Origin of the sequence: Pseudomonas sp. NFACC08-1, assembly GCF_900106735.1 — a bacterium.
Classification (GTDB): domain Bacteria; phylum Pseudomonadota; class Gammaproteobacteria; order Pseudomonadales; family Pseudomonadaceae; genus Aquipseudomonas; species Aquipseudomonas fluorescens_Q.
Window position 1 is genome coordinate 119665 of the sequence record NZ_FNNL01000001.1, and the last position, 16472, is coordinate 136136.

Annotated in this window: 15 protein-coding genes; 7 read left to right on the forward strand and 8 right to left on the reverse strand. The window is 59.5% G+C overall.

Annotated features, from left to right (window positions below):
• The first annotated feature begins 142 nt into the window (after positions 1-142).
• Together BLU76_RS00570 and BLU76_RS00575 are read left to right on the forward strand one after the other, a co-directional pair.
• Complete coding sequence (locus BLU76_RS00570; protein WP_003196182.1) at positions 143-562, forward strand: organic hydroperoxide resistance protein; 420 nt, start codon at positions 143-145, stop codon at positions 560-562.
• Positions 563-603: 41 nt separating this feature from the next.
• Positions 604-894, forward strand: coding sequence for a hypothetical protein (locus BLU76_RS00575; protein ID WP_092221072.1), 291 nt, complete (start codon positions 604-606; stop codon positions 892-894).
• Positions 895-1009: 115 nt separating this feature from the next.
• On the opposite strand, the gene BLU76_RS00580 is transcribed toward BLU76_RS00575, so the two are convergent.
• From BLU76_RS00580 to BLU76_RS00600, 5 genes are all read right to left on the reverse strand, one after another.
• A complete protein-coding gene (locus BLU76_RS00580) occupies positions 1010-1798 on the reverse strand; it encodes an SDR family NAD(P)-dependent oxidoreductase (RefSeq protein ID WP_092147485.1) in 789 nt (262 codons plus the stop codon).
• Between the two features lie 165 nt (positions 1799-1963).
• Positions 1964-2317 (reverse strand): VOC family protein, encoded by a 354-nt coding sequence (locus BLU76_RS00585; RefSeq protein WP_092221075.1) that lies wholly within the window; start codon positions 2315-2317, stop codon positions 1964-1966.
• Positions 2318-2368: 51 nt separating this feature from the next.
• The gene (locus tag BLU76_RS00590; RefSeq protein ID WP_092221078.1) at positions 2369-3412 is read right to left on the reverse strand and encodes an NAD(P)/FAD-dependent oxidoreductase; all 1044 of its coding nucleotides are present in this window, start codon (positions 3410-3412) and stop codon (positions 2369-2371) included.
• A 163-nt stretch (positions 3413-3575) separates the two neighbouring features.
• A complete protein-coding gene (locus BLU76_RS00595) occupies positions 3576-4463 on the reverse strand; it encodes a lysophospholipid acyltransferase (protein WP_092221081.1) in 888 nt (295 codons plus the stop codon).
• A 43-nt stretch (positions 4464-4506) separates the two neighbouring features.
• Positions 4507-5064: a DNA-3-methyladenine glycosylase I gene (locus BLU76_RS00600; RefSeq protein WP_063323645.1), complete on the reverse strand. Its 558-nt coding sequence runs from the start codon at positions 5062-5064 to the stop codon at positions 4507-4509.
• 81 nt (positions 5065-5145) lie between these two features.
• On the opposite strand from BLU76_RS00600, the gene glyQ reads away from it, so the two are divergent.
• From glyQ to BLU76_RS00620, 4 genes are all read left to right on the forward strand, one after another.
• A complete protein-coding gene (gene glyQ / locus BLU76_RS00605) occupies positions 5146-6099 on the forward strand; it encodes a glycine--tRNA ligase subunit alpha (RefSeq protein ID WP_022641565.1) in 954 nt (317 codons plus the stop codon).
• On the forward strand, positions 6096-8147 hold the full coding sequence (glyS, locus tag BLU76_RS00610; protein WP_063323646.1) for a glycine--tRNA ligase subunit beta: 2052 nt from the start codon (positions 6096-6098) through the stop codon (positions 8145-8147). Before glyQ ends, glyS begins: the two co-directional genes overlap by 4 nt.
• A gap of 4 nt (positions 8148-8151) precedes the next feature.
• Positions 8152-8691, forward strand: coding sequence for a D-glycero-beta-D-manno-heptose 1,7-bisphosphate 7-phosphatase (gene gmhB / locus BLU76_RS00615; protein WP_170845929.1), 540 nt, complete (start codon positions 8152-8154; stop codon positions 8689-8691).
• An 80-nt stretch (positions 8692-8771) separates the two neighbouring features.
• Positions 8772-9551, forward strand: a complete 780-nt coding sequence (locus BLU76_RS00620) for a lysophospholipid acyltransferase family protein (protein WP_063323648.1) — start codon at positions 8772-8774, stop codon at positions 9549-9551.
• Between the two features lie 177 nt (positions 9552-9728).
• Here BLU76_RS00620 and BLU76_RS00625 read toward each other — a convergent pair whose 3' ends face one another.
• Positions 9729-11246, reverse strand: a complete 1518-nt coding sequence (locus tag BLU76_RS00625; protein WP_092221084.1) for a PAS domain-containing sensor histidine kinase — start codon at positions 11244-11246, stop codon at positions 9729-9731.
• 222 nt (positions 11247-11468) lie between these two features.
• On the opposite strand from BLU76_RS00625, the gene BLU76_RS00630 reads away from it, so the two are divergent.
• Positions 11469-12203 carry a response regulator transcription factor gene (locus tag BLU76_RS00630; protein WP_072343733.1) on the forward strand — a complete coding sequence of 245 codons (735 nt, stop codon included), beginning with the start codon at positions 11469-11471 and terminating at the stop codon, positions 12201-12203.
• A gap of 151 nt (positions 12204-12354) precedes the next feature.
• On the opposite strand, the gene gabP is transcribed toward BLU76_RS00630, so the two are convergent.
• Positions 12355-13749, reverse strand: a complete 1395-nt coding sequence (gabP, locus tag BLU76_RS00635) for a GABA permease (protein ID WP_092221087.1) — start codon at positions 13747-13749, stop codon at positions 12355-12357.
• A gap of 301 nt (positions 13750-14050) precedes the next feature.
• A complete protein-coding gene (gyrB, locus tag BLU76_RS00640; protein ID WP_063323652.1) occupies positions 14051-16468 on the reverse strand; it encodes a DNA topoisomerase (ATP-hydrolyzing) subunit B in 2418 nt (805 codons plus the stop codon).
• Positions 16469-16472 lie beyond the last annotated feature (4 nt).

Here is a 16472-nt window from a genome sequence, read left to right on the forward strand (position 1 = left end):
CCTGTTAACTCAAAATCGATAAATTTCTCAAAATTTATCTTGCGCGCCAAATATTAACTCGTTAAGTTTATCTCAACTGGTTAGCGCACAAACATTTAGCGTAAACAATTTCGATCCACCCATCAGCAATAGAGGAAACACCATGAACGTTCTCTACACCGCAGTCGCAACCTCCACCGGTGGCCGTGATGGCCGTGCTGTTTCCAGCGACAAGATTCTCGACGTGAAACTGGCCACTCCAAAAGCCTTGGGCGGCGCTGGTGGTGAAGCCACCAACCCTGAGCAGTTGTTCGCTGCCGGCTACTCCGCCTGCTTCATTGGCGCATTGAAGTTTGTCGCCAGCCAAAGCAAACGCAGCATTCCTGCTGATGCATCGATCACGGCACATGTCGGCATCGGCCAGATCCCTGGCGGTTTCGGCCTGGACATCGACCTGCACATCAACCTGCCAGGTCTGGATCAAGCCGATGCTCAAGCGCTGGTCGACGCGGCTCACCAGGTTTGCCCGTACTCCAACGCGACACGCGGCAACGTCGATGTCCGTTTGCACGTCACCGTCTAACTCACTAACTCACTTTATCTACGAATAAAAAGGATCAGGACATGAACACTCTCGGCAAAACTCTCGTTGGCTCGCTTCTGGCACTGTCGCTCGGCAATGCGTTCGCGACTTCTTCTGTTCAACCTATGTTCGCTGAGGGTGGTTCGGATCGCCTGATCGAAAAACGCGTAGCCGAAGGCGGCTCGGATCGACTGATCGAAAACCGTGTAGCCGAAGGTGGCTCGGATCGACTGATCGAAAACCGTGTAGCCGAAGGTGGCTCGGATCGACTGATCGAAAACCGCGTAGCCGAAGGTGGCTCGGATCGACTGATCGAAAACAGAGTGAGCTGAACAAGCCCTTCACCACGCCAAAGCCGGTCGAATCAACCCATGTTGTCTCCAAAACAAAAAACGCCGCTTATCTCTCATGAGGAAGCGGCGTTTTTTTGCAACGTGTCGCGGGATCCTAAACGATGCTATCCACCACACCCCCATCAACCCGCAACGCGGCGCCAGTGGTGGCCGAGGCCTGTTCCGAGCTGGCATAGATGATCATGTTGGCGACTTCCTCGACGCGCGCCGCGCGCTGGATGATCGAGGTGCTGCGGTGCTCATTGACGAAATCCGCCGCGACCTTTTCCAGGCTGTCCCCGGTGCGCTCGACGTCTGCCTGGAGCATCTGGGCAACCCCTTCGGACAGCGTCGGCCCAGGCAGCACCGAGTTCACCGTAACGCCTGTGCCAGCCAGGCGCTTGGCCAGGCCACGAGCGATGGACAGTTGGGCGGTCTTGGTGAAGCCGTAGTGAATCATGTCGGCAGGAATGTTCACGCCCGACTCCGACGAAACAAACACAATCCGCCCCCAACCCCGCTCGACCATGCCCGGCGCGTAGGCCCTAGAAACCCGCACGCCGGACATTACGTTGGTTTCGAAGAAGCGCTGCCATTCGCTGTCCGGCGTTTCGAAAAAGTCTTCCAGTTTGAAAATGCCCAGATTGTTGATGACGATATCGAAGCGTGGGTATTTGGCGATCAGTGCCTCGCAGCCCGGCGCGTTGCTCAGATCGCCAACAAAGCCATCGGCCCTTGAAGCGAGGGCGCCCAAGCGCTGCAACGCGTCCTCCACGCTGCTCCCGCTGCGACCGTTGATAACCACGTGGGCGCCGGCTTCGAGGAAGCCTTTGGCTGTGGCAAAACCGATACCGCTGGTGGAGCCGGTGACGAGGACGTGACGGCCGGTGAAGTCGATGTTCATGAGGGGGACTCCTTGATTAATGAGCCAGAGGAAGTGCGATATTTCTGACTGGACGGTAATCCGACGGATCGAGGGATGGCTTTGCCATCCCAACGTCGCCGATATCGCAGGCCCTTAATCATGGACACGATTGAGGCTTTGCGCCTCCTCGTGATCAATCAACCATCAGGAAGCCGACCACACCGCCAGCTCATAGCCATCCGGGTCGATGAAGTGGAAACGCCTTCCACCCGGGAACGCGAACACTTCACGGCTGATGAGCGCCCCCGCGGCCTTGAGCCGGAGTTGGGTAGCCTCAAGGTCATCCGCGTACAAGATGATCAACGGACCACCCGGCCGCACCGGTTCACCGGTCGTGAAACCACCGGTCAGGCGACCGTCGCTGAATTCGGTATAGGTCGGGCCGTAGTCGACGAAACTCCAGCCGAACACGCTTGCATAGAAGGCTTTGCTGCGGGCGATGTCGCTGACATTGAACTCGATGTTATCGATCTGACTGTCTTTACCTTGAATGCCCATTGTCGCTTCCTTGGCTGATTTGGGAGTAAGCGAGCTTAGGCCATTTCCCCCTCACCGAGCTTGGAAAAATCGATCCGGACGACAGGGGTTGAGGGCCGAGCAAGCCTTGTCGCCGACGATATCCTCACTGGCAAGACGACCCACGATCGCGGCCAGGGTTACGCCGGGGTGCATGACGCACACGTATACGCCGCCAACCTGCGGAAGATAACCAATGATGGGGATGTCATCAGCAGGCATGGGTCTGTATCCGACGCGAGCCGATTGTAGGTCCAGGGAGACGACGCCGTGGAGTTCGCTTTTGATGGCGTTGGCGGTGCGCAGCGCGATCTCCGATGGTTGGTTTTCCAAGGCGTCGTCCAGGTAGTCTTCGGCCGCCAGCAACGCACCCTCCGGGGTTTGCCTCACTTCCATTTCAGGGCTGGAAATGAGGCTGCGTACCAGGTTGGGTGGCGAGGTGTAGCGGATGAAAATTGCCGGGGAGGCGTCTATGGGCAGGCAGACTTCAAGCAGGTCGGCCAGCTTCGTGATGCCTGTGCCGGCTGCCAATACGACGATATCGGCTTCAATGACGCCCGTGGCGGTTTCAACGCCCCACACGGTGGAACCCTGGGTTTTAAAGCCGAGAACCGACGTTTGAGTGAGCACTTTCGCGCCATTCGCTTGAGCACCGGCGATCAGCGCATGGGTTGCTGCTACGGCGTCCAGCGCTCCTTCTTCCGCCGCATACGAAGCTTGCTGAGGAGGGTTCTTGAGGTTCGGCTCAAGTTCACGGATCTGTGATTGGGATATCCGGCTAGCCGACGCTGTTGAACTCGAGCCGTAAGAGAGGGCGCCAGTCCAGCGGATCTTCAGGCCAGGCAGTTGCGTTTCGAGTCGGCGGTATTCCTGGATGGCAGCACCGCGCAATGGCGCAATGGGGTCGGGTTCGCCATGGGAGGTGTTGATCCAGGCGAATGAGCTGCCGGTCACGCCTGACGCGATACCTTCGGCCTCGACCACAGTGACTTTCGCGCCTTTGGTCGCCAGGTGGTAGGCCAGGGATGCGCCTACGATGCCCGCACCGATGACGCGTTTGCCTGGAGCGTTATCCATTTCGCCTCCGTTGGATTGTGCGCCTGGTCGGTTGGGGCTGCTTCGCAGCCCAGCGGGAGCAAGCTCCCTCGCCACGGGGGAAGGATGGAGTCAGTTGTTTATGCGGCGGCTGTTAGGCCGCTATCGCGAGCAAGTTCGTTCCCACAAGGATCGGTGGTGTGCTTCAGTACCACCGCGCCTCGCCAGGCGGGCGTTTCTTGAAGCGTTTCATGCTCCACATGTACTGGCTGGGGTAGGCCCGCACGTAGCGCTCCACCACTTGGCTCATGGCGGCGCAGGCGGTTTCGGTGTCGGTGCTGTACATGGCCTCGGGCGCGGCTTCGAGGATGACTTTGTAGCCGGAGCCGTCCGGCAGGCGCAGGGCGTGGAGGAAGACGCCGACCGCTTTGCCGCCGGCGAGCATGTTCGGCACGAACTTGCTGGTCAGGGCCTGGGTGGCGAAGAAGGGCACGAAGATACCGGCGGATTCGGCCGGTTCCGGGTCGGCGGGGATGCCCACCTGGCCGCCCTTGCGCACTTCCTTGATGACGCTGAGGATGCCTTCCTTGGTCGATGCCGCGACTTTATTGCCCAACTGCACCCGCTGCTTGCGCAGCAATTCATCCACCGCCTTGAGCTTGGGCGGACGGTAGAAAATGATCGGCTTGCACTGGCTGCAATAGAAGTGGTTGAGCACTTCCCAGTTGCCCAGGTGGCTGGTGATGCCGACTACGCCTTTGCCGGACGCCAGGGCCTCTTTCAATACGTCCAGGCCCTCGACTTCACGCACCAGGTCGATGGAGCGCTGGGCCGGCCAGATCCAGGCGCAGGCGCTTTCGGTCAGGGATTTGCCAATGTCCTTGAGGCTCTGGCCCACCAGGCGTTCGCGCTCGGCCGGGTCCATCTCGGGAAAACATTTGGCGAGGTTGATCCGCACCACGTCGCGGGAACGGTTGGGAAATTTCCACATGAGCCAGCCAATCGCCGAGCCCACTGCCTGCACCGCTCGCCAGGGCAGCAGCGCAAACAACCGCAGAGCGCCGACCAGCAAGGCGCCTTTCAACTTATCCACAGGTCACTCCTGAATGTATGGGCCGTGTTGCGAGCCAGCTATTCTAACCGCCGTTTGCCAGCTCGGCGTAGCGGTCACAATCCTGAGTGTGGTCCATGACCATGCCCGAGGCCTGCATCAAGGCGTAGCAAATGGTCGGCCCGACGAAGGTGAACCCGGCCTTTTTCAGACCTTTGCTCATTGCCAGAGCCTCGGGCGTGATGGCCGGCACTTCGCTGCGGTCCTTGAAATGGTTGATGATGGGTTTATCGCCGACGAACGACCAGAGGAACGCCACCGGATCCTCCAGGGCCAGCCAGGCCTGGGCGTTGCGGCGGGCGGCCTTGAGTTTGAGGCGGTTGCGGATGATGCCGGGGTCGAGCATCAGCTCATCGATTTCCGCGTCGCTCATCTGCGCCACGCGCTGCACATCGAAGCCGTACAACACTTCCCGGTAGCGCTCGCGTTTGCGCAAAACGGTGATCCAGGACAGCCCGGCCTGGAACCCTTCGAGCAAAAGCAACTCGAACAAACCCTGCGCATCGCGCAGCGGCGTGCCCCACTCCTGATCGTGATAAGCCATGTACAAAGGATCGTCAGAACACCAAAAGCAGCGTGGCATAAGGCTCCAGGGGGCGTGCGCACGAACGAATCGGGTATACTCCCGCTCTTTAAATCGCAGCCCAAGAAACAGGTGAATTTCGTGAGCCAGCCTACGCCAGCCGTGCGTACCTTCCAAGACTTGATCCTCGCCCTCCAGCAATACTGGGCCGAGCAAGGTTGCGTGGTACTTCAGCCCTACGATATGGAAGTAGGCGCCGGCACTTTCCACACTGCCACGTTTCTGCGTGCCATCGGCCCGGAAACCTGGAACGCCGCTTATGTGCAGCCCAGCCGCCGCCCGACTGACGGCCGCTACGGCGAAAACCCGAACCGCCTGCAGCACTACTACCAGTTCCAGGTCGTGCTGAAGCCGAACCCGGAAAACTTCCAGGAACTGTACCTGGGCTCCCTCAAGCACGTGGGCCTCGACCCACTGGTGCACGACATCCGTTTCGTCGAAGACAACTGGGAGTCGCCAACCCTGGGCGCCTGGGGCCTGGGCTGGGAAGTCTGGCTCAACGGCATGGAAGTGACCCAGTTCACCTACTTCCAGCAGGCGGGCGGCATCGAGTGCTACCCGGTCACCGGCGAAATCACCTACGGCCTCGAACGCCTGGCCATGTACCTGCAGGGTGTGGATTCGGTCTACGACCTGGTGTGGGCCGACGGTCCGTTCGGCAAAGTGACCTACGGCGACGTGTTCCACCAGAACGAAGTGGAACAGTCGACCTACAACTTCGAACACGCCAACGTCGACAAGCTGTTCGAGCTGTTCGATTTCTATGAAAGCGAAGCCAAGCGCCTGATCGAGCTGGACCAGCCGCTGCCGTTGCCGAGCTATGAAATGGTGTTGAAGGCGTCCCATACCTTCAACCTGCTGGATGCGCGCCGGGCGATTTCCGTGACCGCGCGCCAGCAATACATCCTGCGTGTGCGCACCCTGGCGCGTTCCGTTGCGCAAGCCTACCTGCTGGCCCGTGCCAAGCTGGGCTTCCCGATGGCGACCCCGGACCTGCGTGATGAAGTGTTGGCTAAGCTGGAGGCTGCACAATGAGTGCTCAAGATTTTCTGGTTGAACTGGGCACCGAAGAACTGCCACCCAAAGCCCTGAACACCCTGGCCGATGCGTTCCTGGCCGGTATCGACAAAGGCCTGCAAGCTGCCGGCCTGAGCTACGAAGCCAAACAGGTGTACGCCGCGCCGCGCCGCCTGGCCGTGCTGATCACCGCCCTGGCGACCCAGCAGCCAGACCGCAGCATCAACCTCGACGGCCCGCCACGCCAGGCCGCGTTCGATGCCGACGGCAACCCGACCCAAGCCGCCCTGGGCTTCGCCAAGAAGTGCGGCGTGGACCTGAGCGAAATCGACCAGAGCGGCCCGAAGCTGCGCTATAGCCAGAGCATCAAGGGCAAGCCGACCGCCAGCCTGTTGCCGACCATCGTCGAAGACTCCCTCAATGACTTGCCGATCCCCAAGCGCATGCGCTGGGCCGCGCGCAAGGAAGAATTCGTACGTCCAACCCAGTGGCTGGTGATGTTGCTCGGTGACCAGGTCATCGATTGCACGATCCTGGCCCAGAAGGCCGGTCGCGATTCCCGCGGTCACCGCTTCCATCATCCACAGAGCGTGCGCATCACCTCGCCGGCCAACTACCTGGCCGACCTGCGTGCCGCCTACGTGCTGGCCGACGCCAACGAGCGCCGCGCACTGATCAGCAAGCGCACCGAAGAGCTGGCCACCCTGCAGGAAGGCACCGCCATCGTGCCGGCCAACCTGCTGGACGAAGTGACAGCGTTGGTGGAATGGCCAGTGCCGCTGGTGTGCTCGTTCGAGGAACGTTTCCTTGAAGTGCCGCAGGAAGCGCTGATCACCACCATGCAGGACAACCAGAAGTACTTCTGCCTGCTGGACGCCGAAGGCAAGTTGCTGCCGCGCTTCATCACGGTCGCCAACATCGAAAGCAAGGACCCGCAGCAGATCATCGCCGGTAACGAAAAAGTCGTCCGCCCGCGCCTGACCGATGCCGAGTTCTTCTTCAAGCAAGACAAGAAGCAGCCGCTGGAAAGCTTCAACGAGCGTCTGCGCAACGTGGTGTTCCAGGAAAAACTCGGCAGCGTCTATGACAAGGCCGAACGCGTATCGAAACTGGCCGCGTTCATCGCCCCACGCATCGGCGGCGACGCCCAGCGCGCAGCCCGTGCCGGCATCCTGTCCAAGTGCGACCTGTCCACCGAGATGGTCGGTGAGTTCCCAGAGATGCAAGGCGTCGCCGGTTACTACTACGCCCTCAACGATGGCGAGCCGCAGGACGTGGCCCTGGCACTGAACGAGCAGTACATGCCCCGCGGTGCCGGCGCCGAGCTGCCGACCACCCTGACCGGTGCGGCCGTGGCGATCGCTGACAAGCTCGACACCCTGGTCGGCATCTTCGGTATCGGCATGCTGCCCACCGGCAGCAAAGACCCTTATGCCTTGCGTCGTGCGGCGCTGGGTGTGTTGCGGATCCTGATCGACAAGCAGCTGGACCTGGACCTGAACGACGCCGTGGCATTCGCCGTCAATGCGTTCGGCAGCAAGGTCAAGTCTGCCGGCCTGGCCGATGCGGTGCTGGAGTTCATCTTCGACCGCCTGCGTGCGCGTTATGAAGACGAAGGCGTCGATGTTGCTACCTATCTGTCGGTGCGTGCCCTGAAACCAGGTTCGGCCCTGGACTTCGACCAGCGTGTACAAGCGGTGCAGGCGTTCCGCAAATTGCCGGAAGCGGCAGCGCTGGCATCGGTGAACAAGCGTGTGTCGAACCTGCTGAGCAAGGCCGAGCCTTCCGTCAAAGCCGTTGAAGCACGTTACTTTGATAATGCCGCCGAGTTTTCGCTCAACTCGGCGATTCAACAGGCGTATGCGTCGGTACAACCGCTCATGGAAAAACGCGATTATGCCGAGGCACTGGCGCGCCTGGCGGCACTGCGCGAGCCGGTCGATGCGTTCTTTGAAGCCGTGATGGTGAATGCGGACAACGAAGACGTTCGCAAGAATCGTTATGCATTGCTGGCACGCCTGCGCAGCCTGTTCCTCAATATTGCCGATATTTCCGTGCTGGGTTGAGGAGCTGCTGTTGAAACTGCTGATTCTCGATCGGGACGGGGTGATCAATCACGACTCCGACGCTTACATCAAATCGGTGGAGGAGTGGTTGCCGCTACCCGGTTCGATCGAAGCCATCGCGCAGTTGAGCAAGGCCGGCTGGACGGTGGCGGTTGCCACCAACCAGTCGGGCATTGCCCGCGGTTATTATGACCTCGCCGTGCTCGAAGCCATGCACGAGCACCTGCGTGCATTGGTGGCGGAGCAGGGCGGGGAAGTCGGGCTGATCGTTTATTGCCCGCATGGGCCGGACGAAGGTTGCGATTGCCGCAAACCCAAGCCGGGCATGTTGAAAACCATTGCCGCGCATTACGGCGTGACACTGGCGGGTGTGTGGTTCGTCGGCGACAGCCTCGGTGACCTGGAGGCGGCCAAGGCCGTCGATTGTCAGCCAGTTTTGGTAAAGACCGGGAAAGGCGAGAAGACTCTGGGCAAGACCCTACCGGTGGGCACCTTGATTTTTGACGACTTGGCGGCGATTGCCGCTGAACTTATCCACAATTAGAGCTCCCAAGACAACCTGATCAAGGATTGTTCGGGAAGCGCTTGAACAGGCGGGCATTGCCCGCAACGGTAAATGCCGCTATGTCTATATTGCAGGCCATCAGAGCCTTTCTCTTTTACCTGCTGTTGGGCACCAGCTCCTTGCTGTGGTGCTCCTTGAGTTTTTTTATCGCGCCTTTCTTGCCGTTCAAGGCGCGCTACCGTTTCATCAATGTGTACTGGTGCCGCTGCGCACTGTGGTTGAGCAAAGTGTTCCTGGGCATCCGCTATGAGGTCAAAGGGGCCGAGAACGTGCCTGACCGGCCCTGCGTGATCCAGTCCAACCACCAGAGCACCTGGGAAACGTTCTTTCTCTCGGCCTATTTCGAACCGTTGAGCCAAGTACTCAAGCGTGAACTGTTGTTCGTGCCGTTCTTCGGCTGGGCCATGGCGATGCTGCGCCCGATCGCTATCGATCGCGACAACCCCAAGGCAGCCCTCAAGCAGGTCGCGAAGAAGGGCGACGAACTGCTCAAGGATAACGTTTGGGTGCTGATCTTCCCCGAGGGCACCCGTGTTCCTTATGGAACCGTCGGCAAATTCTCCCGTAGCGGTTCGGCATTGGCCGTGAACGCCGATCTACCCGTGCTGCCGATTGCACACAATGCCGGCAAATTCTGGCCCAAGGCTGGCTGGATCAGAACACCAGGCGTCATCACTGTGGTGATCGGCGCGCCGATGTATGCCGAAGGCACTGGGCCCCGCGCCATCGCCGACCTCAATGACCGTGTCCAAGCCTGGAATGAACAGACACAACGGGAAATGGGCTCGCTGCCCCCGACCCCGACAACACCGGCCACCACCGACCAGCTCGCTGTTTGAGATCTGTGGATAACCTGTGTACCGTTTTTTCTAAATCCGGTGCTTTTATGCTGTAGGTCTATGTTTTTAATACATATTTCCTAAACACATAAAACCCACCTTCAGGTGCATAAGTTTTTTATAGCACCCAAAGATCGCAGCCTTCGGCAACTCATGCAGACGAAGGCTGCGATCTTTTCAATCTTCCAATAACGGGAAACGCAGGCTAAACGTCGTGCCTTTACCCACCACGCTATGGCACTCGATTTTCCCCTCGTGATGGTCAACCACAGCCTTGACCATCGACAACCCCAAGCCAATTCCATCGACCCCGTGAGCCGAGGAAAACCGTCGGTACTGACTAAACAGGTCTGGTAGTTCTTCGGCGCTGATGCCTTTGCCCTGGTCGGCGACATTGCAGATCAACCAGCCCGGGGTGCAATGAACCTGCAGCGAAATGCAGGCGTCGGGCACACTGTACTTGATGGCATTTTCCAGCAGATTGAACAGGGCACGAGTCAGCAACGGCTGATCCGCCCTCACCATTGCCTCTTCATCCTCTATTTCATGAATCAACTGGATGCGTTTTGCCTGGGCGATGGGCAGCGCCTGGTCGAGCACATCCAGAACCAGCATGGCGAACAGCGTCGGCTGGAATTGATACGCCTCGGATTCGGCCTTGGCCAATTGCACGAAGCCCTCGGTCAGGTCCAGGGCGCGACGTACCTGGCGCTCGATCTGGTCGAACAGCGGATTATCCCCACCGACCTGATGCCGCTGCACATCGAGCAATGCAAGGATCGCCGAGTGCGGGGCACGCAAATCATGGGAAAGGAAACGCAGCATGACGCTGCGCTGTTCTTCAGCCTCACGTTCGGCACTCAGGTCCGTGAGGCTCAACAACCAGCCAATCGGCGCATCGCCATCAACCGGCAACAACGCCGCCCGTTCCAGGCGCAAGCTGCGCTCGCGAATGTCGCGAAACTCCACCAAGGGCAATGTGGATAACCGGTGATGCGTCCCCTGCTCCAACCCTGGGTAACCCAATTGCCCGAGATGCTCCAGCACGTCGCCACCCGCCAGGCCATGGCCGAACAACTCGCGCGCCTTGCGATTGCCGAGCAACAGCTTGCCTTTAGGGTCACAGATCATGGTCGCCACCGGCAAATATTCCAGGCCGTCGGCAATGAAGCGTCGGGTGTCGCGGGTTCGACTCATGGCCTGCTCCAGGGCCATGATCTGCCCCTGCAAGCGGTCGCTGCCGGTGTAGGAGGCGCGGCGACGTTCCGGGAAGACCTTGGGTTCCGCGTCCAGGCGTGCCAGCTCCCAGCCGAAATAGGCCAGTACCACGCTCAGGCGGCGCCAATTCCAGATCAGGTAGCCGAACAGGATGCCCAGCACACTTGCCATGGGCGACCACCACCAGCCTCGCGCGCCCAGCACGGCACTGATCAACAGAGCCAGGCTCATGCCACCCACTGTTGTCCACAAGGCCAGGTGCGGGCGCAGCAGTAACAAGCCCAATACACAGGCCACCAAACATACCGATAACAACACAGCGCCTGGATGGTTACCCGTCGCTTGGCTGCTCAATGACAGCAAGGCCGTCAGCGGCAACAGCAACAAACTTATCCACAACCACTCCCGCACCAACTGACGAAACAACCGCTGGACCTGGGTTGGCTCACGACTTTCACGGCGACGCTGGTTACTCATAGGCCTCCTGGCCAACCTCAAGAATGGGGATTTCTTTACGGGCCTGCAAAGCCCATGACTATAACGGGACTCGATAGGTGGCGCGCTGCTGCCTTTCCCTCTGTGCCGCGAGCCGGTATTGTCGCAGCCAGCGACAGGTCAATGACAACGAATCCGCCACCGGCTGCGTTTCATTGCCACCTGAAGATGTCCGTTACTCTCGAGATCAAGGAATCGCATTCCATGCGTGTCGCCATACTGGACGATGAACCGGCCGAGCTGCGCCGGGTAGAACAGACCCTGCAACAAATCCCCGGCAGGGGCGAGCAGGCCTGGACCCTGCACAGCTTTGAACGAGGCGAGGACTTGTTGCGGCAACTGCGCCGGGAAACCTTCGACCTGTTGATCCTCGACTGGCAACTGCCGGACATCAGCGGGCTTTCATTGCTGCGCTGGACCCGCGAGCACATGGATTCACCACCGGCCGCCATCATGCTGACCAGTCGCGACGGCGAGCACGACATCGTCCAGGCCCTCAACGCCGGTGCTGACGACTATGTGAGCAAACCCTTCCGGCCCAACGAGCTCAAGGCCCGGGTCACCGCTGTGCTGCGCCGCCACAACCTGCAACGCGCGCCCGCCAACGACGTGCTGGTGTTCAATGACCTGGCGTTCGACGACGCCGAGCTGACCATCACCCGCGCCGGCATTCCCATCAGCCTGACCGAGCGGGAATACCGCCTGGCCCGGTGCCTGTTCGCCAACCTGGGCCGGCCGCTGTCTCGGGAGTATTTCTACGAACGCTTCTGGACCCACGAGGAAATGACCTCGTCCCGCCCGCTCGACACCCATATCTATCGCCTGCGCAACAAGCTCGGCCTGACGGCAGACCGGGGTTGGCAATTGCTGACGATTTATGGGTACGGGTATCGATTGGAGAGTGTGGCGGCGGGGAGCGAAGCGTCTGTCGCGAGTTAGGTATTGGATACATCTGTGGTGAGGGGATTTATCCCCGCTGGGCTGCACAGCAGCCCCCAACCAGGCAACTCGGTGTGCCTGGAAGATTGAATTCACTGCTTTAGGGCTGCTGAGCAGCCCAACGGGGATAAATCCCCTCGCCACAACAGGATCAACCGATCGTCGGTACCCAGCGTCCTGTTTTTGCGATCCGACGGCGCTGTACCAGCACGCCGGATATCACCACCAAGACACTCAGCAGACCGGTCGCGAGGATTTCCACGCGATGGGCTTCCTGGAACAGCATGATGGTCAAGGCCCCGACGATGAAGACAATCACCGTGTAGGTCAGGCCAGGGAACAGCCACATGCTGAAAGCGACTTTTTCACCACGCGCCATGCGTTGTTTGCGCATGCGCAGCTGCGAAACCGCGATGACCAGATACACCAGCAATGCAATGGCGCCGGAGCTGGCCAGCAGGAAATCAAACACAGCAGCCGGTGCCACATAGTTGGCGAATACCGCCAGGAAGGCCGCCCCGGTCGACAGCATCACCGCCCAGTAAGGTGTACCGCTCTTGTTTGTGCGCTGGGAAACGGCCGGCGCATCACCACGCTTGCCCAACGAGAACATCATCCGCGAAGCCGTATACAGCGCCGAGTTAAGGCAGCTCGTGACTGCCACCAGGACGACGATATCGACGATCAGTTTGGCATTGGGGATGCCCATGCGTTCCAGCACCGTCTGGTAGGAACCGACGCTGGCCAGGAGCGGATCGTTCCACGGCACCAAGGCAACGACGATGAAGATGGAGACGAGATAGAACAAGCCAATCCGCCAGATGACCGAGTTGGTCGCCTTGGAAATCTGCTGGCCAGGGTTCTTCGATTCGGCCGCCGCGATGGTCACGATCTCGGTGCCCATGAACGAAAACATGGTGGTCAGGATGGCCCCCAACACCGCGCCCATGCCGTTGGGCAGGAAGCCCTGGGTGTCGAACAGGTGCGAAACACCGCTGACCTGGCTGGTGGGCAGCACGCCGAAGATCGCCATCACACCCAAGCCAATGAAGCCGATGATCGCCACCACCTTGACCAAGGCGAACCAGAATTCGAACTCCCCGTAATTTTTCACGCTGAACAGGTTGGTGACCGTCAGCAGCAGGGTGATGACCAAGGTGAAGGCCCAGATCGCCACGTTCGGAAACCAGGCATGCAGGATCGTTGCGGCGGCGTTGGCTTCCAGCGGAATCACCAGGACCCAGAACCACCAGTAGAGCCAGCCGATGGTGAAACCGGCCCAATGACCAATCGCACGGTCAGCATAGGTGGAGAAGGAACCGGTGTCCGGCGATGCCACTGCCATTTCACCCAGCATCCGCATCACCAGCACCACAAGGGCACCCGCCGCAGCGTAAGCCAGCAGCACGGCTGGACCGGCCGCTGCGATAGCGTGGCCGGAGCCCACGAAAAGGCCAGCGCCGATGACGCCGGCGATAGATAGCATCGTTACATGCCGGGGTTTGAGCCCTTGCTCCAGATGATTGGAAGTTTGCGTACCGCTCATTGAGACTACCCTTGGTGTTGGATTTATTCGTGTCACCTCGTACCCACCGCTTCCCTGTCAATTTAAAGAAACGATGTGTAATTTATTTAACACGCAAGTTCTGCGCCAAAAAACCTTAGGCCCCGTTATCCGGGGCTCTCACTCAATTCCTAACCTATTGAGCGTGAAGGCTTTGTGCCAAGGTGTTACCGAGTTACCCGGTTTTTTATCCACAGGCCTGAAAACGGTGCAGGTTTTTCAAATGTAAAAAAAAGCCAACGCATAAGCGTTGGCTTTTTTTGGAGCGGTGCAACTGAAGGGATCAGAAATCCAGGTTGGACACCGCCAGCGCATTGCTCTCGATAAAGTCACGACGAGGCTCGACTGCATCACCCATCAGGGTGTTGAAGATCTGGTCCGCGCCAATGGCGTCTTCGATGGTGACTTTCAGCATCCGGCGCGAGCCTGGGTCCATGGTGGTTTCCCACAGCTGATCCGGGTTCATTTCACCCAGACCTTTGTATCGCTGGATGGTGTGGCGCTTGGTGCTTTCGGCCATCAGCCATTCAAGGGCTTCCTTGAACTCGGTCACGGACTTCTTGCGCTCACCGCGTTGGATGTACGCACCTTCGTCCAGCAACGTGCTGAGTTGCGCACCCAGGGATACGACGGTCTTGTAGTCGTTGCTGCCGAAGAAGTCGCGGTTGAAGGTGACGTAGTTCGACAGGCCGTGGGAGATCAGCTCGACCTCCGGGAGCCAGACGTTACGTTCACGGTCTTCACGCAGGCTGGCTTTGTAGACCAGGCCGGATTTCTCGACGGTGCGCAGGCGTACTTCGTACTGGGCCAGCCAATCTTGCATCGCTGCGTGATCGGACAGTTGCTCCAGGCTCACGGCGGGCAGGTAGATGAAGTGCTCGGTCAGTTCCTGTGGGTACAGGCGCGACAGACGCTTGAGGGTCTTCATCACCAGGCGGAAGTCGTTCACCAGGCGCTCGAGGGCTTCACCGGAAATGCCTGGGGCATCTTCATTCAGGTGCAGGCTCGCGTCTTCCAGGGCCGACTGCGTCATGTACTCTTCCATGGCGTCGTCGTCTTTGATGTATTGCTCTTGCTTGCCTTTCTTGACCTTGTACAGCGGCGGCTGGGCGATGTAGATGTAGCCGCGCTCGATCAGCTCCGGCAACTGACGGAAGAAGAACGTCAGCAGCAGGGTACGGATGTGCGAACCGTCGACGTCAGCATCGGTCATGATGATGATGTTGTGATAGCGCAACTTGTCGATGTTGTACTCTTCGCGGCCAATGCCGCAGCCCAACGCCGTGATCAAGGTGCCGACTTCCTGGGAGGAAATCATCTTGTCGAAGCGCGCCTTCTCGACGTTCAGGATCTTGCCCTTGAGCGGCAGGATGGCCTGGGTGCGGCGGTTGCGACCCTGCTTGGCGGAACCGCCAGCGGAGTCACCTTCCACCAGGTACAGCTCGGACAGGGCTGGGTCCTTTTCCTGGCAGTCAGCCAGTTTGCCCGGCAGGCCGGCGATGTCCAGCGCGCCTTTGCGGCGGGTCATCTCACGGGCCTTGCGCGCCGCTTCACGGGCACGGGCGGCGTCGATCATCTTGCCAACCACCAGCTTGGCTTCGTTCGGGTTTTCCAGCAGGAAGTCGGAGAAGTACTTGCCCATCTCCTGTTCAACGGCGGTCTTCACTTCGGAAGACACCAACTTGTCCTTGGTCTGGGAGCTGAACTTCGGATCCGGCACCTTCACCGAGATGATCGCGGTAAGGCCTTCACGGGCATCGTCACCGGTGGTGGCGACTTTATGCTTCTTCGCCAGGCCTTCTTGTTCGATGTAGTTGTTCAGGTTGCGAGTCAGTGCCGAACGGAAGCCCACCAGGTGAGTACCGCCATCGCGCTGCGGGATGTTGTTGGTGAAGCACAACAGGTTCTCGTTGAAGCTGTCGTTCCACTGAAGGGCGATTTCCACGCCGATGCCGTCTTCACGCTGAACGTTGAAGTGGAACACCTGGTTGACCGGGGTCTTGTTGGTGTTCAGGTACTCAACGAACGCCCGCAAGCCACCTTCATACTTGAATAGCTCTTCCTTGCCGCTGCGCTCGTCCTTGAGGACGATGCCGACACCGGAGTTGAGGAAGGACAGTTCACGAATCCGCTTGGCCAGGATGTCCCAGCTGAAGTGGATGTTCTTGAAGGTTTCGCTCGAAGCCTTGAAGTGGATCTGGGTGCCTGTGGTTTCGCTGTCGCCAACGATCGCCATGGGTGCCTGGGGCACGCCGTGGATATAGGTCTGCTCCCAGATCTTGCCGCTGCGGCGAACGGTCAGGACCAGTTCTTCCGACAGCGCGTTCACCACCGAAACACCTACGCCGTGCAGACCGCCGGAGACCTTGTAGGAGTTGTCGTCGAACTTACCGCCAGCGTGGAGGACGGTCATGATGACCTCGGCGGCGGAAACGCCTTCCTCTTTATGCACATCTACCGGGATGCCACGGCCGTTATCGCGAACGGTGATGGACTCATCCGGGTGGATGATGATGCTGATGTCGTCGCAATGGCCGGCGAGGGCTTCGTCGATGGAGTTGTCGACCACCTCGAACACCATGTGGTGCAGACCGCTGCCATCGTCGGTGTCACCAATGTACATACCGGGACGTTTGCGTACGGCATCCAGGCCTTTCAGCACTTTAATGCTCGTTGAGTCGTACGTATTTTCTTCGCTCAATGCC